This window comes from Arcticibacter pallidicorallinus (assembly GCF_003002875.1).
GTDB classification, from domain to species: Bacteria; Bacteroidota; Bacteroidia; order Sphingobacteriales; family Sphingobacteriaceae; genus Arcticibacter; species Arcticibacter pallidicorallinus.
Window position 1 is genome coordinate 169,682 of sequence record NZ_PVTH01000007.1, and the last position, 23,909, is coordinate 193,590.

A 23,909-nucleotide genomic window follows, 5' to 3' on the forward strand; every position below is an offset into this window, starting at 1 on the left:
GATAAATCCTATAAATAACAAAGCAGATAAAAAATTGAACAACTCATGATATTGCATTAGTTTTGTTCTGATGAAGACCAGCTTAGATACAATTCAGGAGGCGATAACCGATATTCAGAACGGTAAGATCGTCATTATCGTGGATGATGACGACAGAGAGAATGAAGGCGACTTTATGGTTGCTGCGAGATTCGCTACTCCGGAGGCTATTAATTTCATGGCTACTCAGGGGAGGGGACTGATTTGTGTTCCTTTGACAGAGAAGCGCTGTGATGAGCTTCATCTCGAGCTGATGGTTGGTACCAATACGGCCACTCATGAAACGAACTTTACTGTATCTGTTGACCTGATTGGTAAAGGTTGCACGACTGGTATTTCGGCCTCTGATCGTTCCAAGACGGTATTGGCCCTGATAGATCCATCTACCAGGCCTTCGGATCTTGGGCGGCCGGGACATATCTTTCCATTGCGTGCCAAGGACGGCGGTGTTCTGAGACGAGCGGGACATACAGAAGCGGCGGTAGATCTTTCGAGCCTGGCGGGTCTGGAACCTGCTGGAGTGATCGTTGAGATCATGAATGAAGATGGCGAAATGGCGCGGCTTCCGGATCTTCTTAAGCTATCTGAACAGCTTAATATGAAGGTGATATCGATTAAGGACCTGATTGCTTACCGACTAAGCTCTGAAACTTCGATACGGAAAGAGGTGGCCATTACACTACCTACGGAGTGGGGCAACTTCAATATGGTTGCTTATACTCAACTTGATTCAGGTGATCATCACCTGGCGCTGGTTAAGGGCGAGTGGGCGCCGGAAGAGCCGGTCCTGGTGCGTGTGCATCGTTCCTGTATAACCGGGGATATCTTCGGGTCTTGTCTGTGTGATTGTAATAATGTCCTCCACAAGGCTATGCAAATGGTCGAGAACGAAGGAAAGGGCGTTATCATTTATATGAACCAGGAGAGCTTTGGTACAACACTGCTTGATAAGCTCTATAAATATAACGGCATGGAGGCCGGCAAGCGTGCTCCGTCTGCACCCACGGCTGTGACTGCGGATCAGCGGGATTATGGCATTGGTGCGCAGATCCTCCGGAGCTTGGGAATCTCTAAAATGAGGTTGCTTTCAAATAACCCGAAGAAGCGTGCCGGCTTGAAGGGTTACGGTATTGAGGTTGTCGATATTGTGCCGATTTCTTAAATGAGGATCCTTTTTAGATACTATTCAATTTGAGGGAGCGTTTTTAGGAGAGATGTATAGATACTTTAGATTCTTATTCTTTTTTGTTCTTCTGCTCTCTGTTTCTGCAGCCTATTCTCAGGACTATGTTCTCACTTCTGAGGGAGATACACTTCGTGGGAAGATCACGGCGCTAACCTCCTCGTCGCTGAAGATCAAGACAGATAACAAAAAGACTGTTAAACTCAGTCCCGACAAGGTGCTTCAGTTGTATGATAATGGTGCGAACTATCTGAGCCGGCAGGTTTATCATAAGCAGGGCAACGCATGGCGCTTCCTCCGTGTAGTAGACAGCGGTGCGGTAAATCTGTTGACCCTTGATGATGGTTATTCACCATCAGTGTCTGTTTCATCGGGAGTTTTTGGAGGTGGCATGATGGGTGGCTTAGGTGTTTCATTAGGGTCGGGCAGAGGAAAGTCTCCGGCTTACTACGTAGAGAAGGGTGGCGAAAATACAGTTCTTAAGGATGTAGTGACACGGCTCATGGCTGGTGATAGCCGCAAACAGGAGGTTAAAGAGATTCTGCTTAGCACAATGGGCGATATACCGGAAATAGCTGATAAGATTAACAACGCCTCTCGTTTTACCGAGAAGACGTTGCGGGATCTTGTTTACGATTATAACGATATAGCGGGCCTGTAGATCTTATAGCAGCGAGTCAAAATGGATAGGGAACTGGTTAATTCGCTTTCCGGTGGCATGAAATACGGCATTGGCGATCGCTGGTGGAATGGCTACTAATCCAATTTCTCCTACTCCCTTTGTTCCGAGTTCGTTGACGATATCGTCCTTTTCTTCTACGAATACGACCTCAAGTTCGTGCAGGTCGGCATGTACGGGAATGTGGTATTCTGCCAGGTTCTGATTCATGTATTTGCCCATTTCATGATCAGTAATAGTTTCTTCCCTCAGGGCTTTGCTGATTCCCCAGATCATTCCCCCTAATATCTGACTGCGGGCTGTCTTGGGATTGATAATCCTTCCGGCTGCTACTGTAGTAAGCGCCCGTGTGACGTTAATTACTCCGAGCTCTTCATCAACCTCTACTTCAACGAATGCGGCGCTGTGAGCGGCCCGGGTGTATTTCTTTAGTTTGAACGATTTGGGAAGCGAAAGGTTGGTGGTTTTAATCATCCTGCCCTTGTTAGCTGCAATGATCTCCCTGAAAGAAATGGTATCGGACAGATTCTTTTTCAGGCTGACGCAGCCCCCGTTGAAGACTACATCTTCGATTTTTAGGTTCTTCCAGGCGCTTCCCTTGATTGCCTGCGCTTTCTTATAAATTTTATGGCGTAACGCAGATCCTGCGGCTTTGATGGCCGAGCCTACGGTGGATACCGTAAAAGAGCCGCCCTGAATGGGTGCGAAGGGCATTTTGCTGTCTCCATAAGAGAAAGATACGTCTTCCATGGAGAGGCCAAGCTCATCAGCAGCAATCTGCGTCATTACCGTAAGTGTGCCGGTGCCGATGTCGGTTATTGCACTCAGGACGTGTAGTTTTCCATCCTTTGTGAGTTGAGCCTCGGCACGGGCAGGCAATTGCATAGTTTCCCAGATTCCGGTAGCCATACCGTATCCGACCAGCTTGTTTCCACGCTTCATGCTTCTGGTCTGCGGACTCCGCTTCGACCAGCCAAACTTTTCTGCGCCTTGCAGGTAACATTGGCGGAGCTCCTTGCTGGAAAAGGGGCGGCCGGTGCTCTCGTCGATCTCCGAATAATTTATGAGCCGCAGTTCTAAGGGATCGATGTTTAATGCGTATGATAGCTCGTCCATCGTGCTTTCAATAGCATGACTTCCTGTGCTCCCTCCCGGCGCCCGCATATCGAGCGGGCTGAAGACGTCCAGAGGTACAATTTTGTACTCCATCAATGTGTTTTTTGAAGGGTACAGGACATTGCTCCAATTAACAACCACTTCGGTATAATCTTCAAACCGCGAGGTCTCCGCATATGCGGCATGATGTAAGGCCTGTATTTTTCCGGTGGTGTCTGCTCCGAAATGTGTACGCTGTAAGGTGGGAGGGCGATGTCCAAAGGTAAACATCTGATGTCTGTCGAGGGTGACGCGCACCGGTCGCTTTAGCTCAAGGGCCGCCATCACAGAGAAGAAAAGCTGGAACTGCGGGCGCAGGCCTGAACCGAAAGCACCTCCAACATAAGGAGATATGACTTGTACGTTTTTATATTTTAAACCGAACACATTAGCGACGTAGATCTGGCAGTTTACGGTGCCCTGTGTCTTATCATATATCGTCAGCTTGCCGTCTTTTTCGTAGATGGTTGTTGTAGCGAATAGTTCGAGCGGGTTGTGGTGCTCTGTGCCGTGGTAGAATTCTCCGGAGGCCTTTGCATAAGATTCTTCGTAGGCTTTTTGGTAGTTGCCAACTGGCTTCGTTGGTGGCGGCTTCAGGAACGTTGCCAGGCCCAGTTTGGGTGAGCGGGCTTTGTCCAGGTTGTCAATCAGGTTTGTCTCGAATGTATCTTCCTCATATTCGACGTTGATTAAGGTCGCAGCGTAGCGTGCCAGTTCAAAAGTCTCTGCGACAACTAGCGCTATCGGCTGTCCATTATACTTGATCTCTGCATCTGCAAGCGGCTTGAACGCCGCACCTGGAGGAGCGTCCATGTCGGCATACTGGAAGTCAAACCATGCCAGGGAGGGCCGGTTCTTATGGGTGAAAACTTCGATCACACCCTTGAGAGACAGGGCAGTTTTGGTGTTTATGCTTTTGATCTTTCCTTTCGTGATCGTGCTGTTGGCGATATAGCCATAAACAAGGTTCTCGCCCGGATACTCTCCCGCATATCTGGCTGCTCCCGTAACTTTCAAATGTCCTTCCAGACGGTTCAGTGATTTTCCTATTGATGGTTGAACTGACATGCTTTATGTTTTAAACTGAAGGCTGCGCGCCGGGTAATTGAGACGATGGATCGAGAGCCATCATACCATTGCGAATGATTGCTCTTTTGGCCATCTCGATCTTGAAACTGTTGTATTTGTAAGGTACAGCACCTTGCAGCACTATATCTGCGCATGCGGCGAAGCTTTCTCTAACTGCAGGCTTGCCTGTTAAAAACTGTTCGGCTTCAGGGATTCTCCAGGGTTTGTGGGCTACTCCTCCCAGGGCTATGCGGGCATCCTTGATGATGTCTCCATCAAGTTCCAGTCCTGTAGCAACAGAAATAAGGGCAAAGGCATAAGAGTTTCTGTCGCGTAGCTTGAGATAAGAGTAATTCTCTGCGAATCCTTTTTGCGGGAGATCAATGCCTGTGATGAGCTCGCCATGCTGCAGGTTATTGTCCAGATGAGGAGTTTCTCCCGGCAGGCGATGGAACTCAGAGAAAGGAATGCTACGATCTCCCTGAGGACCTCTTACATTTACAACGGCACCGAGGGCTGCTAAACCGACACTCATGTCTGAAGGATACACCGCGATACAATGTTCGCTGGTTCCAAGAATAGCCATAATCCGGTTATAGCCGGGAATGGCGGAGCATCCGCTGCCGGGTTCTCTTTTGTTGCAGGGGCTGCTTGCATCATAAAAATAGTAGCAGCGTGTCCTCTGCAGAAGGTTTCCTCCGTTCGTTGCCATATTACGAATCTGTGCAGATGCGCCGGCCAGGATAGATTGGGCGAGTAGAGGATAGCGACTCTCGACAAGGGGATGATAGGCTGTTTCTGCGTTTGTGGCCAGAGCGCCGAGATGCAGACCTCCAGACTCTGTTTCTCTGATGTCATGGTGATTGCCGGTATGATTGATATCGATAAGCCTGTCGGCGGATGTGAGAAAGTACTTCAGTAGGTCAAGGATGTTCGTGCCACCGGCAACGACTTTGGTGTCGTTCTTCGCGGTAATCTGGCGGATGGCCTCGTCGAAGGAGCCCGCACGCTGGTAGTCGAAGTTATTCATTTGAACCTCCTTCCATTACTTCCATGATGGCGTCAATTATTCCTATGTTGGCACCGCAACGACAGAGGTTCCCGCTCATAAGCTCTTTCACTTCAGCCCTTGTCTTCGCTTTCCCTTCCTGAATCATTCCTATGGCACTGCATATTTGTCCGGGCGTACAGTAACCACACTGGAAGGCGTCATGTTCGATAAACGCTTTCTGCAGGGGGTGCAGTTGTTCGCCATCGGCTATGCCTTCGATGGTTGTGATGCTGGCGCCGTCTTTCATGACAGCGAGTGTCAGACAGCTGACGATTCTTTTCCCGTCGCACAGAATCGTGCATGCCCCACACTGTCCATGGTCGCAACCTTTCTTGGTGCCGGTAAGCTGAAGGTGGTCGCGCAAGGCATCCAGTAGTGAAACCCAAGGTAGCACCTGAAGAACATGTTGTTCCTTGTTGATGTTGAGATTGATGGAGCGAAGCTCGGGTGCTGCCATACTTCAAAATTAAAGGTGAATGATTGTAAGTTAGGGTTAGAACAGGCGGTTTGATGAAAAGGTTTTATCCCTTTTTGGCTGCCTGACTGAGATACCTTTTATAATCTTCGGGGGTGTCGAGGTCTATGTGGCCATTGGGAAAGGGCACATGAAGCGTTTTGAAAGCCGGGCTGTTCAATAGTTTTTTTGCACCTTGCTGTCCATTGAGTGTCATCAAGTGCTGGAAATAATCACTGTCGAAGAGCACTGGCACACCCGCAACATCTCGGTAAAGGGATGCAATGATGCGTCCCGGATTCTTTTTATGTGCGGCTATAAGTCCTGCATATATTTCCCTTGTAAGGAAGGGTTGATCGCAAACACTGATCAGGCAGCCCTTGATCACCGCATTGTGAGCCAGGGCTGACGTTAATCCAGTTTTAATGGAAGATGCCATCCCTTCGTGCCATAAGGCGTTATAGCAGATATGAATATTGGGGTCGTGGCTTAATTCGGAGTTAACGACATCTGCATTTGCACCAACGACGACAAAAACGGAGGAGGGTAGCAGGATTTTAGCCTCATCGATCGTGTGCCTCAGTAACGTTTTTCCCTGTATTCTCAGAAGCTGTTTAGGCTGTCCCATTCTCCTTGAACTCCCGGCGGCGAGGATGATGATTGCGTAGTCTTCCATACTTGTTCATTAAGCAGGGAGTTTTTTGCTCCCTGCGTGTATGGCTTGCTCTTTGTCGCGAAGGAATATTGGCTTGCGGCAGGCGAAAGCGGCTTTTATTTCAGCAACTACAGATAAGGCGATCTCTTCTGGGGTTTCAGCTCCCAGGTCCAGGCCGACAGGACTATAGATATTATCACGAACAGTCTCAGGCAGCTCCAGGCCATTGTCTGCGAGATCATCAATCATACGGAGGAACTTCTTTTTTGGCCCGAGGATACCGATGTAGGCACAATTGACTGTTGCAAGTTGTTTAAGTACCTCAAGGTCGTAATTGTAGTTATGAGTCATCAGTACAAAAGCTGTCCTGCTGTCAGTCACGACTTCATCAAGTACCGATTCAGGCTTTAGAACGAAGATCTTACTAACGTTGGGAAATCGTGTCCTGTTAGCATGTGTATGTCTACCGTCTATAAGAGTTGTACTCCAGCCCAGAATCTGCGACATCTGGGTTAACGGAATGACGTCATTGCCTGCACCAACTATTACCAGGGCTATCTGAGGTTCGATAACCTCCACAAAGCCGATGAGGTCAGGACTGTAATCCTTAACCAGGCTGAGCTTTGTAGTCAGCGCTGTTTGTGCATCATCGCTCAGGCCTGGAGGCAGGTTTTTATACTGCGTACTGTTGTTAATAATCAGTTCGTTATCATTCAGCAGACAGCTCGTTCCCGGTTGATTTTGCTTGTTGAGGAGGGAAAAAAGTGTTACAATAACTGAGTGTCGGCGTTCTGTTATCGCTTTTTTCAACAGCGTAATGGGGTTATGCTTCGCCTGCGGGTTGATAGGCTCAAAGAGGATATGAATAACGCCGTTGCATCCGAGCTGCACGCCGAAACGTGCGTCATCTTCATTATTGGTGTCATAAGTTACCAGCTTGTTTCGTGACTCATGTATCGCCAGAAGAGCTTTACGAAGGGCGTCGCCCTCCAGACAGCCACCGCTGATCGCGCCCGTTAATTCTCCCGTTTCAGTGACGAGCATTCGCGCGCCCGGCCTGCGGTAGGAAGAACCTTCCATATGAACAACCGTTGCCAGTGCGGTTTTCGTCCTTTGTGCGGAGGCTGTTTCATATGCTTTGATAATGTCGTTTATTTCTTTCATTCACTATATTCGGAGTGGTTTAAGGGTCGGTTTTATGAAACATCTAAACGGCTGGTATGTTTCACTTAACTTTGTGAGCGATTTGGTATGATACATCAAAACCTGCTTCTGATTCTGACATTGTTTTTTGCCATGGCGATGCTGTACCTGCTGAGCCAAAAGCTAAAGATTTCTTACCCCATTTTCCTGGTGGTCGGCGGACTGGGTATTTCCTTACTGCCAGGAATGCCGGTGATCAGCATTGATCCCGATCTGGTGTTTTTGATATTTCTTCCTCCTTTACTGTTTGAAGCGGCCTGGAATACTTCATGGCAAAGTTTCTGGCGATGGAGAAGATCTATTCTCTCTCTGGGTTTTGGACTGGTTTTCTTCACATCGCTGGCGATAGCCTACTTTTCTGCCAATATCATACCCGGTTTCACGCTTGCCTTGGGGTTTCTTTTAGGAGGAATTATCTCACCGCCAGATGCGGTAGCTGCAACCTCTGTTTTAAAGGGTTTGAATATGCCTAAACGGGGCCTGGCCATACTGGAAGGGGAAAGCCTGGTAAATGACGCGGCCTCGCTAACGGTGTTCCGCTTTGCTACTGCAGCCGTGCTAACGGGTCAATTTATCCTGCAGGAGGCAGCCGTAAGCTTCGCGGAGCTTGCGGTGATGGGCGTATTTGTAGGATTAGTCATCGCACATATTCTTTATTTTATCCTCAGATTTTGGGCGCGTTCATCCAGTATTACGACTCCTATCACGCTTATTGCTCCTTACCTGATGTACATTACTGCGGAAGAGCTTGAATGGTCAGGGGTACTTGCTGTAGTCAGCGGCGGACTTTTCCTCTCATTCCGCTCCAGAGAATTTCTTAATTACCATACCCGCATACAGACAAAAGAAGTTTGGGAGACTGTGGGGTTTCTGTTAAACGGCTTCGTGTTTATTCTGATCGGGCTGGAGCTTCCGCTTATTGTAGAGGGGCTAGGCGACTATTCCAGGGAGCAGGCGGTCACCTATGCGTTGATGATCAGCGCGATTGTCATTGTTATTCGGATAGTACTCGTCTACCTGTCTACCTTCCTGCCACGTATCCTTAGCCGAAGGGTTCGTCGGGATGAGAACCATCCGGGGTATAAACTTCCTTTTATCATAGGGTGGGCAGGCATGAGAGGAGTAGTATCACTCGCATCCGCACTGGCGATTCCGCTTACGCTCAGCAACGGAGAAGCCTTTCCACACCGCAACCTGATTTTGTTTATCACTTTTATCGTGATCCTCGTAACGCTGGTATTTCAGGGGCTTACGTTGCCGCTCTTTCTGAGGTGGCTGAAGGTTGAAGAGGTTGATGACTATACGCCGGCTGAGGAGCAGTTTGAAGTTATCAGGTTGCAGCTCGCCAGGCAATCTGTTGCTTACCTCGAAAACTACTATACAAAAGAGATGTCGGAAGTTGATGCGATAAGGAGAATACGGGAACAGCTTGAGCGGACGATTAGAGTGTCTGAAATGGCTGAAAGTGGCGATCTGAATATTGATCTGGCTTCAGTAAAGAAGCTATATAAAAGGGTTATGCTTGAGCTCATCAACCTGCGCCGGAATGCTTTGCACCTCCTTGCCGAGGAGAAGCGATACGATGAGGAGGTGCTCCGGGATATGGAGCATAATCTGGACCTCGAAGAAGCTCGTCTGAATAAGAAATAGATTATTCACTTTCACGCAGTTAATCATCTAAAGTACTATATTTAGACGCCTAAACTTATCACGAATGAAAGGATCTTTACTTGGTGTTTTGCTGTCTCTAGCACCCTTACTAACCGTTTTTGCCCAAGATTTCCAGTTTGGAGTACACAATCTTGAAGAGCTCGACCAGAAACAATACGCTGCTGATGCCACGGCGAATGCCGTTGTCTTGCGCGAGTTCGGAACCGCGAGAATCAGTAGCGGCTCGCGTACTCCCTTAATCTTCGATTATCACGTCAGGATAAAAATCTTTAACAGCAAGGGATTCGATCAGGGAGATGTTATTATTCCTATTTACAAGACAGATAATGATCGTTTTGAATCGGTCTCTCAAATTAAAGCGGTGACTATTTCGCAGGACGAGAACGGGAATATAAGCAGGACGCCACTTGACGAGAAGAAAGTGTATAAAGAGAATAAGAATAAGCACTGGGACCATGTAAAATTTGCCATGCCTAACATGAGGGATGGATGTATTATCGAATACAGTTATCAGCTGGAATCTCCCTACGTTTTCAATTTCAGAAGCTGGATTTTTCAGTGGGATATTCCCAAGGTGTATAGCGAATATATTGCCAGTATACCTGCGGTATATAATTATAACGTGGCGTTAAAAGGAGGTCAACCGCTGACAACTAATAAGGCAGAGCTTGAGAAGGACTGCTTTAATCCTGGGGGTGGTGTTAAGGCGGATTGTTCGAAACTCTTATTCGCTATGAAAAATATACCGGCACTGGTTGAAGAGGATTATATGACGGCCGCGAGCAATTTCCGCTCGGCCATCACTTTTGAGTTGTCAGATTATGTAGAGTATAACGGATACAAGCGTAAAGTAACCCAGGAATGGAAAGATATTGATCTGGAGCTTAAAAAAGAAACGTTGTTCGGGGCACAAATCAAGAAAACTGATCTATTCAAGGGACGGCTGGAGCCGGTGCTGCAGGGAACAACTGATGAACTCAGTAAGGCGAAAGCGGTATATGCTTACATTCAAAAATCGTTTAAGTGGAATAAGTCCAGGCATTTCTACAGCGAAGATGGGATAAAGAAGGCGCTTGAGAATCATACGGGCAATGTGGCCGATATAAACCTGTCCCTGCTGGCTGCATTGGGAGCGGCAGGAGTGGATGCAGATGCCGTATTATTATCTACGCGTGACAACGGCATTATTAATAAGTTGTATCCGGTTTTAAGCGACTTTAACTACGTAGTGGCCAAGGTAAATATCGGCGATAATAGCTATCTACTTGATGCGACCGACCCCCTTTTGCCGTTTGGCTTGCTTCCAATTCGCTGCATAAACGACCAGGGGCGGGTCGTTAGCCTTACCAAGCCTTCGTACTGGACTGATCTTAAGGCATCCCAAAAGGAGAGCAAGATATATTCTTTGAAGCTTGAACTAGCGGAAACCGGCAAAATAAAAGGTACGATTACCGGATATTCGAAGGGGTATGAAGCTTACAACAAGCGGAGTGCGATCAAGGACTTCAATTCGGTAGAGGAATATGTGGAGAATCTGGACGAGAAGATGCCGCGAATAAAGATCCTGAATTTTGATATTAAAAATTTAGATAGCCTGGAAAACTCGGTGGTGGAAACCTATGAGGTCGAAATTGACGCTTACGATAACCTCAATAGGGAGCAGATTTCATTTAACCCTTATTTTATGGACCCTATACAGGAGAATCCTTTTAAGCTGGACAAGCGGTCCTATCCGGTGGATTGGGGAGCGCCTTCAGACACGAGAGTGAACGTCGTGCTTGTCTATCCGGATACCTTTGAATTAGCGAATAAGCCAGGAAATGTCGGGCTTGCACTCCCAGAAGGCGGCGGCAGATATATGGCGAGTATGGAGCAGGAAGGTAACCAACTAACCGTGTCTCAAATGACACAATTAAATAAATCTATTTACCTGGCGCATGAATATCCGGCGTTAAAGGAGTTATTTAACAAGATGGTGCAGACACAAAAGGTAGAGGTGATTTTCAAGAAAAAATAATGCGGGTCTTTGTAATCATTTTCTTCTGCTTTTGGCACAGCCTGGGAGCGAGGGGGCAGCAGAGCTATGCTGTCAGTGATATTTCTTCGGAGCTGAAGGTTCGTGCCGGGGCGGTAGTGCGAAATGAGGAACTTACTATTGAAGTAAAGTCGTTCAATCAGGTAGATTACCGCTATAAGAGAGCGGTCACCATCCTGAACAGCAGTGCAGACGCTGAGGCGAAAATTGCGGTCTGGTATAATAAAACCAGGAATATCAAATCCATAAAGGCGACGATCTATAATGAGTTCGGTTTACCTGTAGGTAAAATCTCGGCAAAGGATTTCAGGGATGAGAGTGCGGCTAGTAACTATTCCTTATTTGAAGATGCCCGTGTGAAGCGCTTCAATCCGGCCATGATTACCTACCCGTTTACACTTGAATATGAATACGAGATCCGTTCCCGGCAAAGTTTGCTGTTTCCGGAGTGGTCTGCTATTCAGGGGGAAGGTGTTTCTCTTGAACTTTCGCGATTTACTTTTCTATGCGGTGCCGATTTCGGCATCAGGTTTAAAGAGCTTAACTATCCCGGGAAGGTAGTAGTGAATACTGATGCTAAGGGGCAAAAAAGCTATGTGTGGGAGGTGAAAAATGTGAAGGCGCTGAAAGCCGAGCCTTACAGTCAGGATCCTTCATTGGTAATGCCTTCTGTGAAGGTGGCACCGGTAAAATTCACATTTCAGGATGTATCAGGATCTTTTACCGATTGGAAAGAGTATGGTTTGTGGATGAATGAAGCGCTGTTGAAAGGTAAAGATAATCTTCCGGAAGAGACACTCGCCACGGTGAGTGCACTGGTAACAGAGCTGAAAGACCCGCGGGAAAAGGCTAGGAAGATTTACGAGTTCATACAGCAAAAGACGAGATATGTAAGTGTGCAAATAGGAATCGGCGGATATGAACCTATTCCGGCTGCTGAGGTGGACCGCCTGGGATATGGAGATTGTAAGGCCCTGGTGAATTACGCGAAAGCCTTGCTGGCAGGAGCGGGTATACGATCCTACTACACGCTTGTGGAAGCAGGGGACTATAAGACCGATGCAATACCAGACTTCGCCAGCATGAACCAGTTCAATCATGCTATTTTGTGCATTCCCTTTGAGAAGGATACTGCATGGGTCGACTGCACCAGTAAGACGCTTCCGTTTGATTATCTGGGCGATTTCACGGATGACCGTCTGGTTTTAGTTTGTTCTGAGGACGGTGGAAAGCTATTAAGAACTCCGAAGATGCGCACAGAGGAGAATTTGCAAGTGAGGAAAGGGTCCTTTGTGTTAAGTGCCGAAGGGGAACTTAAAGGAAAGATGACGACGACTTTCGCTGGTTGGCAATATGATAACAGGGAGGCGTTGATTGGAGAACCTTTGAAGGAACAAGTGAAGATGCTGAGGGAAATTTACCCGCTAAACAATCTGGAAATACGATCGTTTGATCTTCAGCAGAACAAGGGAAATAGTCCGAACGCCACTGAAAGTCTCGAATTCCATGCGCGGGATTATGCGTTGATCAATGGCGGGCGCTATACCTTATCTCTTAATGTAATTAACAGGGGCAGGGGCCTCAGGGAGGTAGTTAATCGGCAAAAACCCGTGTATATCAGTCGTGGTTATATTGATTCTGACGAGCTTGTTTATTCATTGCCTGCGGGTTATCGCTTGGAATCCAGACCGTCGGACCAGAGGCTGAAAACTGATTTTGGTGAATTTAGTGCTGAAATTAGTCTGACAGATAATACACTGGTATACAAAAGGAGGCTTCGCTTGAACGAAGGCGTATATCCTGCAGAAACATACGCCAAACTCGTTGACTTTTACCAAAGGGTTTATGAGTCAGACCGCACCAACCTGATCTTGATCCGAAACAAATAGGCCACTTATCGATGTGGAGGATTCTGTCGGGATATTGTGCGGTAATGATTTTGTGAATATCCTTATATTAGCTTATGGGAAAATATGAGGAAGAAGCCGGTTTAATGCTGCAGTTCTGGCAGTATAAGATGAGAAGGAAGCCATCCTTAGGTAACCGGCTCTCCAAACATATTCAGAATAAAATTAACGGACTCATTCCTGAAAAGGCCCATAATGCGATCACAGTGACTATTGAAAAAATGGTCAAGGGTGTTCTTTTTGGCTCTAAACATACAACATTCACCAAAATAGATGAAAGCTCCTCTCTATTTCTACGAGAGTCATACGTCAAACAAAAAATTGCATTTTATCAGAAGACAGCTACTGTAGAAGGGGCAGTGACCGGTGCGGGCGGCATACTGTTAGGTTTGGCTGACTTTCCTATTCTCTTAGGCATAAAGTTGAAAATGTTATTTGAGATAGCAGCGTTGTACGGCTTTGATGTGAGAGACTATAAAGAAAGGTTATATCTCCTTTACATTTTTCAGTTGGCTTTCTCGAGTCAGCAGCGAAGGAATGAAGTGTACGAAATCATTGAACGCTGGCAAGGCTATAGCAGTTCATTGCCCAATGATGTTGAGGAGTTTAACTGGCGGACATTTCAACAGGAATATCGAGATTATATCGACCTGGCGAAGATGGCACAACTGGTTCCTGTGATCGGAGCAGCCGTGGGTGCCGTGGCTAACTATAAGCTTGTCGCCCAGTTGGGGGATACTGCAATGAACTGCTACCGTATGCGAAAAATATCTCCATTGACCATTATAAAACAAACCTGATGAAAACAAACCTATTTACAAAGGGCCTCGCTGCAGGTCTACTGTTAATCATTGCTTTCGCTTTCCATTCCTGTAATGGAGAACGATTGGTAGCCAACAATAATATTATTTCTGAGACGAGAGACATCTCAGGATTTGAACGGATAGAAGCCGGTGGTGCGAATACGGTTCATGTTGTTTACGGCGATAATTTTAAAATTGAACTAAAAGGCTCTTCCAACTTAATCCAAGCGTATGAAACGAAGATTGAGGGGGAAAGCCTTACGCTGAGATATAAAGACGATGTTAATGTAGACGACGATGATGTGGAGGTGTTTGTAACACTACCTGTTTTAAATGGTTTGACGCTAAGCGGTAGCGGGGATATGGATGTTAAAGGGCGGTTTCCCGAGGCTAAGCAGTTTATCGTGACTATTAATGGCTCAGGGGACATCAATATTAGTGAAAACTTTAGCTGCGTATCACTTGAGGTGGACATCTCGGGCTCTGGAAAGGCTGAACTATCGAACCTTCAATCTGTGCGTTCTGAGGTTACCATTTCGGGTAGCGGCGATACCTACGTCCATGCTGAGGAGGAACTGGACGTAAGGATCAACGGTAGTGGAACTGTTTATTACAAAGGTTCTCCAAGAGTGAAAAGCGACATTAATGGATCCGGACAAGTAAAAAGGTTATAGAAGAAACAGGTGAGTGCTCACCTGTTTCTTAATTGAAGATTATGGAGAGACTTTGAAGTAGTCAAAATCAGCATATCCTTTTGAGGGTAGCAAATGAGGATTGAGACTTGCAATTCCTACTTTGGCCCCGATCCATGTACCTTTGTCCGTCCGGTATTCTGATCCTATATTTGTGAAGTTTTTTCCGTCTACGCTATAGCTGTAACGGCACATTTCCTTGTCGCTCATGCTTACCTGCAGCCATACTCTGTTCGATTTAAAGGGTATACTCACCAGGACTTTAGGTGCAAGGAATTTTCTGTTCTCTCTTACAGCCTCATATATCACCAGCGCATTCCCGCTCCCGGTTTTTTCAATACAGAGAAACGTATAGTAATTTCCGGTTATAGTTATTCCGGCTCGGTCACCCGTGTTTTCAGGATGAAACTCCAGCTTAGTTGTAGCGGTAAAGGCTGGTGCGCTGACTTTCTGAAGTAAGAGATTGGGAGCATAAAACAAGCTTGCACTATCCGTAGGGTTAGAAACCGTATACAGACGTATGTTGCCTTTTGATACGCTGAGATCGAACCATTCTTTTTTCGGTGCAGCCTGCCATTGCCATTGCAGTCCAAGTTTCGGAGAGTTAAATTCGTCGGATGTTTGAGGGACAGCCGGAGGAAATGTCTTTCCGACGTTTGGCTTCTTATAGCTCATTACGGGCTCGCCAATGCCATCACCATCAGGATCGTTGCCCATAACGGGCCATCCGTCTTTCCAGGTAACCGGCTGCAGATGTGCAATGCGTCCGTACACGCCCTTATCCTGGAAATGAATGAACCACCATTCGCCCGTCTGTGTTTCTACCAATCCTCCCTGGTGAGGACCATTTACGGAGGTATTGCCCTGTTGAAGGACAATCTTATCTTCGTAAGGGCCATAGATATTTTTGGAGCGAAAGACAGATTGCCACCCGGTGGCGACTCCACCAGCAGGTGCAGCAAAATAATAATACCCATCGCGTTTTTCCATGAACTTGAAGCCTTCCAGAACAGGTTGTTTTTTTAGATCCTCATAAATCAATCTTCCATTGTCAAGCAGCTTTTTTCCGTCGGCCGACATCTTATGAAGTATGGCAGGGCCAGCACCTACTTTGCCTCGGAGCAGGTAAGCCTGTCCGTCCTCATCCCAAAAAGGACAGGGGTCCTCCCAGTTCGCTACATCCTGAACATGGGTTAACGACCATTTATCTCTCGGATTTGTTGCAGTGGCAACAAATAATCCGTCTTCGGGTGTACAGAAGTATACATAGAAGAGACCGTTGTGATGTCTTATTGCAGGTGCCCATGATCCCTGACCAGGTTGCATTTTTTCATATCTCTGGAGGGGCAGGCGGTCATATACATGATTGATGATGGTCCAGTTGACCAGGTCTTTGGAATGCAGAACCGGGATTCCCGGCTGGGTGTTGAAGCTCGAAGCAACCATGTAATAGTCGTCACCGACACGGATAACGTCGGGATCTGAGTAATCTGCGTGGATGATCGGGTTTTTATATGTTCCGTTTCCATTGTCGGGTATCCAGACCTGAGCATTCATGCAGATGGAGAACCAGCAAAAGAGAGCAGTTATGAAAAAACGTTTGTACATGTTATAATGGTTAGCAGGTTTAAAACGGTTGACGGAATTGGTCGGCTTTCGAGTATAAAAAAACGAACAATATTTTCAGGAAGCAAGTGTGCTGTTGAGTAATTCGATAAGATGTTTACATAAAGAAGATCAGCTTACAAGAAGCGATCGCCAAAACGGCGGTCAACAGATAGCGTATAGTAACTTGAGGAAGTCGCTGACTTCCGATATACGACCCCAGAAATCCCCCGGCTGCAGCACTTGAAAACCATACTGCCGCTGAGGGGCTTATGCTTATCGGATCTGAGCTGCCGAGCAGGCCGCCAAGAGAGTTGAGAACAATGAAAAGAGCCGATGCTGCCGCTGCCTCTTTAGCATTCGCCCACGACAGAAGGATGAGAACCGGACTCAGAAAGATTCCTCCACCGATATTTAACATCCCCGACAATAAACCAAGCACCGCGCCCCAGATAAGCGGCGCTACAACAGGTATCACTCTTTTATGCTCTGAGTCGGATGGTATTACCCCCAATAGTTTTATAATAGGAACAACCAAGGCGAGGCCCAGAAGCAGGTTGTAGAGTTCACCCTGTAAAGGAAACCGCGACCCGATAAATGCAGCCGGAACCGATGTGAAAAGGAAAGGGCGGCATATTTCCCATTTAAAAAATCCCGCTTTCCTGAATTGGTAAAACGCCACTCCGGCCACTACTATATTCAAGATTAGAATCATTGGTTTATAAGTGTCCACGGGAACTGCAAATAAGGACAAGACTGCTATATATCCGCTCGCGCCGCCATGTCCTACAGATGAATACAGGAAGCCGATGAGGAGCAATGATAGTGCGATGACGATGTCTAGACTCATTTGTTTTGCTGAAGTTTGCGGTTTAAGCCGGAGATGCAATGCAGATTACGTTTCCAGACAACGGCCGAATTATCATTCTGTTTTATTCACCTGCATGGATATACAGGATGCTACGGGTTGCAGAAATGGTAATAAGGTTGTAAGATAGCATAAGATTAGTTCATTTGCCTCTGGCTATAGACTAATTTTTGAACCAGTTATTTTTAACTTACTTATTATAAACACAATAGACATAGGTGCTGTGCATAAGATCGGATCAGCGATTACTGTTTTTAATCGCCTGTTCTTCTTCAATAGGTTTGGAGCACTGAAGCAGCTAACGAGTTTTTGAAAAAAAACTGTTACAATCAGTTCTTCATTCTGATGACCACAGGCCTTGAATACATATTGATAACCAAAAAGGATAGACATTGAAAAGGAAATCATTTTACAACACCTGCCTGTTTTTAACGATAGCTGTTTTTTCCTCATTTGTTATGATGAGGCCCTCTGATAAACCAACATTGTTTCTGATCGGCGACTCTACCGTAAAAAACGGCCAGGGGAATGGTGGCGGAAACCAGTGGGGCTGGGGTAGTTTTATAAGCGATTACTTTGATTCAACGCGTATTAACGTGGAAAACCATGCTCTGGGTGGTACCAGCAGCCGCACCTTCAGAACGAGGGGATTGTGGACTAAGGTCCTCGACAAGATAAAACCTGGTGATTACGTGATCATGCAGTTCGGCCACAACGACGGTAGTCCGCTTGACGATACAGCGCGTGCCCGGGGAACTATCAAATCTACCGGTGATGAGGTCAGAGAAATTTACAACCCCATTACGAAGCAACAGGAAGTTGTCCATACTTATGGCTGGTATATGTCCAGGTTCATAATCGAAGCCCGGGAGAAAGGCGCGATACCTATTGTTTGTTCGCCCGTTCCAAGAAGTAACTGGACCGATGGAAAGGTGAAGCGTGGGGGAGAAGGTTACAGCAAATTAGCTGAGGAAACGGCCAGAACAGCTGGCGCACACTATATCGATCTCAATCTGCTTATTTCTGAAAAGTACGATGCCTTGGGGGAAGACCGGGTAAGAAAGATGTTCCCGGCAGATCACACACATACCAATATGGAAGGCGCAAAAGTAAACGCTGCGGCAGTTGTAGATGGTCTAAGAGGCACACCTGGATTTTCACTAAACCACTATTTAAATAAATCGAAAAATTAAATTATTGAATCAATATGAATAAGCCTATTTCGGGGAAATTTCTTATCCTTCCCATACTCTTTGTTTGCTTTATCCTTCAGTCATCCGCACAGACGCTTCCTAAAAAGAAGCAAATTTTGAAGCAGATGCGATTAACCAATCAATACTTCATGGATAAATGGCCCGACGCCGGAAAAATTATAGTAACCAATAAGGCCCGGCCTAGTAATATCTGGACAAGAGGGGTTTACTATGAAGGACTTATGGCGCTTCATGCTATCGACAAAAAGAAAGCTTATTATGATTATGCAGTTCAATGGGGCGAAAAGCATAACTGGGGACTTGCGGGAACCGTTAAGACCCGTCATGCCGACAACCACACAGCCGGTCAAACTTATATTGATCTGTACCTGATGGATAAGCAACCTGAACGTATCAAGGATATCAAAGAAAGCATAGACCTGATGGTTAAAAGCGAGAAGAATGACGACTGGTGGTGGATCGACGCTTTCCAGATGGCCATGCCTGTTTTCACCCGTCTTGGAGTGTTATATAACGATAATACCTATTTCGATAAGATGTACGACCTGTACAGCTACACGAAGCACAAACATGGTGGCAACGGACTGTACAATCAGGCTGATAAATTATGGTGGAGAGACAAGGATTTCGTAGCTCCTTACAAGGAACCGAACGGAGAAGATTGCTACTGGTCGAGAGGAAACGGATGGGTTGTAGCCGCTCTTGCGCGTACTTTGGAAATGCTACCAAAGTCAGATCCTCATTACAACGAGTATTTACAGGACTATAAAGATCTGATGGCAGCGGTACTTCCGGTGCAGCGTTCAGATGGTTTCTGGAATGTTAGCTTACATGATCCGAACCACTTCGGAGGCAAGGAAACCACAGGTACTGCATTGTTTGTGTATGGTATGGCCTGGGGTATAAACCACGGGATTCTTGACAAAGCGACATACCTGCAGCCGTTGACCAGAGGCTGGAATGCAATGGCTAAAGAATCCGTTCATCCGAATGGATTCCTGGGTTATGTGCAAGGAACGGGTAAGGAGCCAAAAGACGGTCAGCCGGTTACTTATACCAGCAAGCCAGATTTCGAAGATTACGGTCTCGGTTGTTTCCTGCTGGCAGGTACAGAAGTTTATAAGCTGAAAAAATAGCTTAGGCGTTAGAAAAAATTATAAACCTGCACGTTAAACGCTCATGAACGGAAGAAAAGGATTTTTAACAGCTGCCATATTTGGAACGATGTTTCTGGCAGGCTCCGGACTTAAGGCTCAAACCGCCGGTTGGCCAGTCGTCAAAAAAGAGATGAAGCCATGGACCCGCTGGTGGTGGATGGGGAATGCGGTAAGCGAGGCCGATATAAAGACCTCGTTAACATCTTTCCAACAAGCTGGTCTGGGCGGTGTAGAGATTGCACCTATTTACGGAGTGAAAGGAATGGAAGAAAAGTATATTTCCTACCTGACGCCCCAATGGATGAAGATGCTCAATACGACTGTAGGCACAGCGGAGTCGTTGGGTATGGGTGTAGATCTTACAAACGGAACCGGTTGGCCGTTTGGGGGACCTCAGATCAGTCTCGATGAAGCAGCGTCCAAGTTAATCGTGCAATCATACGAGTTAAAGGGAGGTGCGAAGCTTGCGGAAAAAGTAAAAGTAAAAGAACCCCGGCAGGAATCCGCACCCTTGCAGTTCCTTACTGCATATGGCGATAAGGGCGAGGTACTACAAATCGCCGATAAGGTCAGCGCAGACGGCACCCTCAACTGGTCTCCTAAATCAGGTAGCTGGGAGCTATATGCAGTATTCAATGGCAAAACAAGGCAAATGGTCAAGCGCTCCTCTCCCGGAGGCGAAGGATATACCTTGAACCATTTTTCGCATAACGCTCTGAATACCTATCTTAAGCGGTTTGACGACGCCTTTGAAGGTTCGTCACCGAATGTCAGGGCATTTTATAACGATAGTTATGAAGTTTATGGAGCAGACTGGTCTGAAGAATTTCTAGCATTGTTCCAAAAGAACAGAGGCTACGATTTCAGGCCGTTTATCAGAGAGTTTATTAGTAAGGAAGCCACGACCCATCAGGCCAGACTGAAATCTGACTATAGGGAAACGATGTCTGAAATGCTCCTGGCTAACTTCACGGAGCCCTGGACGAGCTGGGCACGCAAGCACAAAGGCATTACCAGAAATCAGGCGCATGGCTCACCGGGCAATCTGCTGGACCTGTATGCTGCCGTAGACATCCCTGAATGTGAGACCTTCGGTTCCAGCTATTTCCCGATTCCGGGTCTGAGGAGAGATAGTGCAGATATCCGCAACGTTGACCCCGATCCTGTCATGCTGAAGTTTGCTTCTTCAGCAGCTCATGTCGCAGGTCATAACCTGGTATCCTGCGAAACCTTTACCTGGCTGACAGAGCATTTCAAGACATCCCTGTCTCAGTGTAAGCCGGAAGTGGAGCAGGTATTCTTATCAGGTATTAATCACGTGTTCTTTCACGGTACGACCTATTCTCCGCCGAAGGCCGCATGGCCAGGATGGTTGTTCTACGCTTCGGTTGATTTTACACCGGCGAACAGCTTCTGGCAGCATATGCCGGGACTTACTTCCTATATTACAAGGGTTCAGTCCGTCTTGCAGTCAGGGAAATCTGATAACGAGATCCTGATGTACTGGCCGGTTTTTGATGCCTGGAATAATGCCAAAGGAAAGGATATGCCTTTTAAGGTTCATGATATCGACGAGTGGTTGCATCCAACGCCGTTTTATAAAAATGTAAAAGCTCTGCAGACTGCGGGTTATTCACTTGATTTTGTTTCAGATCTGTTGCTGAAGAAGGCGTCTGCCATCGGGGGTATGATCCGTACCGCTGAAAATGCCTCGCCTTACAGGGTGCTCGTGGTACCACAGTCTGAAATGATGCCAGTTGAAACTTTACAGCAAATGTTGTCGTTGGCCAAAGATGGCGCGACCGTAATATTTCAGAAGTTGCCAGCCGATGTACCAGGACTTGGAGAGCTGGATAAAAGAAAGGCCTTGTTAAAAGATATCTTATCAAGCTTGTCTTTCGCAGACTCAGGAAATGGCGTCAGGAAAATGATCCTGGGAAAAGGTAAAGTTATAGTGTCAGAGGATTTTCAAAAGGCCTTGGTCATGGAGGGAATACAAAGAGAAGCAGTAACTGATTCAGGCTTAGGTTTTATTCGCAGACAAGACGGAACAAGCAAATACTATTATCTGGTAAATCATACAGCTAAGGTGGTGAATCAGGATCTGCCATTGAATGTCGGAGCGAAATCTGTAGTCCTCATGGACCCGCAAAGCGGTTATACAGGATCTGCGTCATTCACATCTGAAGGCAGTGGCATAAAGGTCAAAGTGCAGATGCAGCCCGGCGAAGCGATGATTATTAGAGCTTCTTCAGAGGTGCTGACTGATATCAAGCCTTGGGTGTATCTTGACAGTGCACTGCCTTCGATTCCAGTAGAAGGGAAATGGCGGTTGCATTTTTCTAACGGAGGTCCGGTACTTCCCGCGGATAAAAGCTTGGATAAGCCGGCAGACTGGACGACGTTTGGCGATACCGATATGGACAATTTCTCTGGGGCTGGGGAGTACAGTGTTACCTTCAAGTTGCCCAAAAGAAAGGCATCCGAATATATTCTGGATCTGGGTAAGGTAAATGAGAGTGCAAGAGTATGGGTAAACGGACAGGACGCAGGAATTTTATGGAGTATTCCTTACCAAGCGAGGATCGGAAAATATCTGCGTCCTGGTAAGAATACCATTCGTGTGGAAGTAACAAACCTCATGGCGAACCGAATTCGCTACATGGATCAAAAAGGAATTGAGTGGAAGAAGTTCCATGATATCAATATTGTAGATATCAACTACAAGCCGCTTGATGCTTCGAACTGGAAGATCCAGCCTTCGGGTCTTGCAGGACCGGTTGTTATCACACCGTATTAGCTACAAACAAACAAGCCGGCTGAGCCGCATACCTGGTGAAGAACTGGTTGCCATGGCGTTTAAAATAAAAAAGAGCAGAGATCCTGCTCTTTTTTATTTTAAATCAGTGTGTTGCGAATTGAATAGGCACTTTTATCCAACAATGTTGCTGTCTGGATAGTTAGATAGTATCAACTAATCATCCGGCGTATGGCATCCAATTCACTTATAAAGCAAGTTAAGATCCTGCGGATTATATCCGAGACGAAGGTTGCAAAAACGTTCGTTCTGGAACCTTTGGAGGGTTGGCAGCCAACATACAAAGAAGGTCAGTTTCTTACCCTGGTTTTTTATACCAGGCATGGCGAGAAGCGGCGGTCTTACTCCATTTCCTCGTCTCCTTCGTTAAACGAACCTCTTTCCATTACCGTTAAGAAAGTGGACAATGGTGAGTTCTCCCGACTGCTACTGATGAATGCTAAAATCGGAGATATGCTCTATACCTCGGGAATAAACGGTCTCTTCGTATTGCCTGGTAATTTTAACGCTTCCAATCAGTTCTTTTTTCTTGCGGCTGGAAGCGGTATTACTCCCTGCTTCTCCCTTCTGAAGCGAGTACTTAAGCAGCATAGTAGTAAAGTCGTCCTTATTTATAGTAATAAAAGTGAAGCAGATGCCTTATTCCTCGACCAACTGGAAAATTTGCAGAGGGAATTCGCCGATCGTTTCAAGATCCACTTCTTATTTAGCTACAAGTTGGACCTTTATCATAGCAGACTCAGTAGCTGGCTTCTTCAGCAACTCCTCGAACGGTATCTTAAGGTAGATAACAAAGATGCATTTTTTTATTTGTGTGGTCCTCTGGACTACATGAGAATGGTGAATATAGCGTTACTCGGAAATATTCCTCCAGGTAATATATTTAAAGAGAGCTTCAGCAGCGAGCCCAGACAGGTAGTCCCTATCCCTGAAGACACCTCGCCTCATCAAGTCACTATTCTTTTTCGGGGGCAAAAGCGCGTTATCTCTGTGCAGTTTCCGCATACCATATTAAGCGCAGCAAAGTCACGGAATATTAATTTGCCCTACAGTTGTGAGACCGGAAGATGCGGCAGTTGTCTTGCGTTATGTAAATCGGGACAGGTTTGGATGGCCTATAATGAGGTGCTCACAGACGAAGAGGTTGCCTTGGGGCAGATCCTGCTTTGTCAAAGCTATCCAATTAAGGGCGACGTAGAAGTAGTCATTTAGGAATCTTTCTATCGAATTTCACATAAGCCTCGGAAAAAATCAATAGAATCTTTCTGAATTCACGAGTTTGTAGGCTTATCGGAGGATTTGTTGCATGAAATTTTGGTTTTAAATCTTATTTCAATACTATATCGCTTTAATATTGCACTGTTTCAAAATAATAGTCTGTATTATTCTGTTTTATTGAAAAATAAGTGGATAAAATCGTTCTAAATTGAAGAAAATTTAAATAAATAGTTATTTGTATACGAATAATTCAATATATTTAGGTAATAAGTAATTGATCAGATAGAAATAGCTTCACTTTACGGAGTGTTCTCGTAAGAAAAGGTATATGTATTAAAATAGAAGGAGAAAATCAGCAAATGGGCGTTAAGCTGGTGAAAGTGCTATCAACTGAAAAACATGTAAGCGCTCATTAGAACGTATAACAAATTAAT

At 46.2% G+C, this 23,909-nt stretch carries 18 protein-coding genes; 11 read left to right on the plus strand and 7 right to left on the minus strand.

The annotated features are described in order from the left end of the window. The first annotated feature begins 70 nt into the window (after window positions 1-70). Complete coding sequence (gene ribB, locus B0I27_RS12810; protein ID WP_106293953.1) at window positions 71-1,201, plus strand: 3,4-dihydroxy-2-butanone-4-phosphate synthase; 1,131 nt, start codon at window positions 71-73, stop codon at window positions 1,199-1,201. Window positions 1,202-1,253: 52 nt separating this feature from the next. Then, window positions 1,254-1,883, plus strand: a complete 630-nt coding sequence (locus B0I27_RS12815) for a hypothetical protein (RefSeq protein WP_106293955.1) — start codon at window positions 1,254-1,256, stop codon at window positions 1,881-1,883. Between the two features lie 3 nt (window positions 1,884-1,886). On the opposite strand, the gene B0I27_RS12820 is transcribed toward B0I27_RS12815, so the two are convergent. From B0I27_RS12820 to B0I27_RS12840, 5 genes are all read right to left on the minus strand, one after another. Next, a complete protein-coding gene (locus B0I27_RS12820; protein ID WP_106293957.1) occupies window positions 1,887-4,124 on the minus strand; it encodes a xanthine dehydrogenase family protein molybdopterin-binding subunit in 2,238 nt (745 codons plus the stop codon). A 10-nt stretch (window positions 4,125-4,134) separates the two neighbouring features. Next, window positions 4,135-5,154 (minus strand): FAD binding domain-containing protein, encoded by a 1,020-nt coding sequence (locus B0I27_RS12825; protein WP_106293959.1) that lies wholly within the window; start codon window positions 5,152-5,154, stop codon window positions 4,135-4,137. Continuing rightward, on the minus strand, window positions 5,147-5,632 hold the full coding sequence (locus tag B0I27_RS12830; RefSeq protein ID WP_106293961.1) for a (2Fe-2S)-binding protein: 486 nt from the start codon (window positions 5,630-5,632) through the stop codon (window positions 5,147-5,149). The genes B0I27_RS12825 and B0I27_RS12830 overlap by 8 nt, the downstream gene beginning before the upstream one ends. A 64-nt stretch (window positions 5,633-5,696) precedes the next feature. Continuing rightward, complete coding sequence (locus B0I27_RS12835; RefSeq protein ID WP_106293963.1) at window positions 5,697-6,305, minus strand: nucleotidyltransferase family protein; 609 nt, start codon at window positions 6,303-6,305, stop codon at window positions 5,697-5,699. A gap of 9 nt (window positions 6,306-6,314) precedes the next feature. Next, window positions 6,315-7,448 carry an XdhC family protein gene (locus B0I27_RS12840; RefSeq protein ID WP_106293965.1) on the minus strand — a complete coding sequence of 378 codons (1,134 nt, stop codon included), beginning with the start codon at window positions 7,446-7,448 and terminating at the stop codon, window positions 6,315-6,317. 87 nt (window positions 7,449-7,535) lie between these two features. Here B0I27_RS12840 and B0I27_RS12845 point away from each other — a divergent pair, with 87 nt between their 5' ends. The 5 genes from B0I27_RS12845 to B0I27_RS12865 all read left to right on the plus strand — a co-directional run bounded on the left by B0I27_RS12845 (window position 7,536) and on the right by B0I27_RS12865 (window position 14,577). Continuing rightward, window positions 7,536-9,137 carry a Na+/H+ antiporter gene (locus tag B0I27_RS12845; RefSeq protein WP_106293967.1) on the plus strand — a complete coding sequence of 534 codons (1,602 nt, stop codon included), beginning with the start codon at window positions 7,536-7,538 and terminating at the stop codon, window positions 9,135-9,137. 64 nt (window positions 9,138-9,201) lie between these two features. Then, window positions 9,202-11,175 (plus strand): DUF3857 domain-containing protein, encoded by a 1,974-nt coding sequence (locus B0I27_RS12850; RefSeq protein WP_106293969.1) that lies wholly within the window; start codon window positions 9,202-9,204, stop codon window positions 11,173-11,175. Beyond that, window positions 11,175-13,082: a DUF3857 domain-containing protein gene (locus B0I27_RS12855; protein ID WP_106293971.1), complete on the plus strand. Its 1,908-nt coding sequence runs from the start codon at window positions 11,175-11,177 to the stop codon at window positions 13,080-13,082. The genes B0I27_RS12850 and B0I27_RS12855 overlap by 1 nt, the downstream gene beginning before the upstream one ends. 74 nt (window positions 13,083-13,156) lie before the next feature. After that, window positions 13,157-13,900 carry an EcsC family protein gene (locus B0I27_RS12860; RefSeq protein ID WP_106293973.1) on the plus strand — a complete coding sequence of 248 codons (744 nt, stop codon included), beginning with the start codon at window positions 13,157-13,159 and terminating at the stop codon, window positions 13,898-13,900. Then, entirely contained in the window at window positions 13,900-14,577 is a 678-nt protein-coding gene (locus B0I27_RS12865) for a head GIN domain-containing protein (protein WP_106293975.1), read from the plus strand. The genes B0I27_RS12860 and B0I27_RS12865 overlap by 1 nt, the downstream gene beginning before the upstream one ends. A gap of 39 nt (window positions 14,578-14,616) precedes the next feature. Here the strand turns inward: B0I27_RS12865 and B0I27_RS12870 are convergent, their stop codons facing one another. Next, the gene (locus tag B0I27_RS12870) at window positions 14,617-16,203 is read right to left on the minus strand and encodes a glycoside hydrolase family 43 protein (RefSeq protein WP_219905021.1); all 1,587 of its coding nucleotides are present in this window, start codon (window positions 16,201-16,203) and stop codon (window positions 14,617-14,619) included. A gap of 115 nt (window positions 16,204-16,318) precedes the next feature. Then, window positions 16,319-17,050 (minus strand): sulfite exporter TauE/SafE family protein, encoded by a 732-nt coding sequence (locus B0I27_RS12875; protein WP_106293979.1) that lies wholly within the window; start codon window positions 17,048-17,050, stop codon window positions 16,319-16,321. Window positions 17,051-17,526: 476 nt separating this feature from the next. Between B0I27_RS12875 and B0I27_RS12885 the strand changes: the two genes are divergently transcribed. The 4 genes from B0I27_RS12885 (at window position 17,527) to B0I27_RS12900 (ending at window position 23,469) form a co-directional block, all read left to right on the plus strand. After that, entirely contained in the window at window positions 17,527-18,261 is a 735-nt protein-coding gene (locus B0I27_RS12885) for a rhamnogalacturonan acetylesterase (RefSeq protein ID WP_106293983.1), read from the plus strand. A gap of 14 nt (window positions 18,262-18,275) precedes the next feature. Next, the gene (locus B0I27_RS12890) at window positions 18,276-19,418 is read left to right on the plus strand and encodes a glycoside hydrolase family 88/105 protein (protein ID WP_106293985.1); all 1,143 of its coding nucleotides are present in this window, start codon (window positions 18,276-18,278) and stop codon (window positions 19,416-19,418) included. A gap of 43 nt (window positions 19,419-19,461) precedes the next feature. Next, complete coding sequence (locus B0I27_RS12895; RefSeq protein WP_106293987.1) at window positions 19,462-22,239, plus strand: glycosyl hydrolase; 2,778 nt, start codon at window positions 19,462-19,464, stop codon at window positions 22,237-22,239. A 189-nt stretch (window positions 22,240-22,428) separates the two neighbouring features. Then, window positions 22,429-23,469 (plus strand): flavin reductase family protein, encoded by a 1,041-nt coding sequence (locus B0I27_RS12900; RefSeq protein WP_106293989.1) that lies wholly within the window; start codon window positions 22,429-22,431, stop codon window positions 23,467-23,469. The last annotated feature ends 440 nt before the right edge of the window (window positions 23,470-23,909 follow it).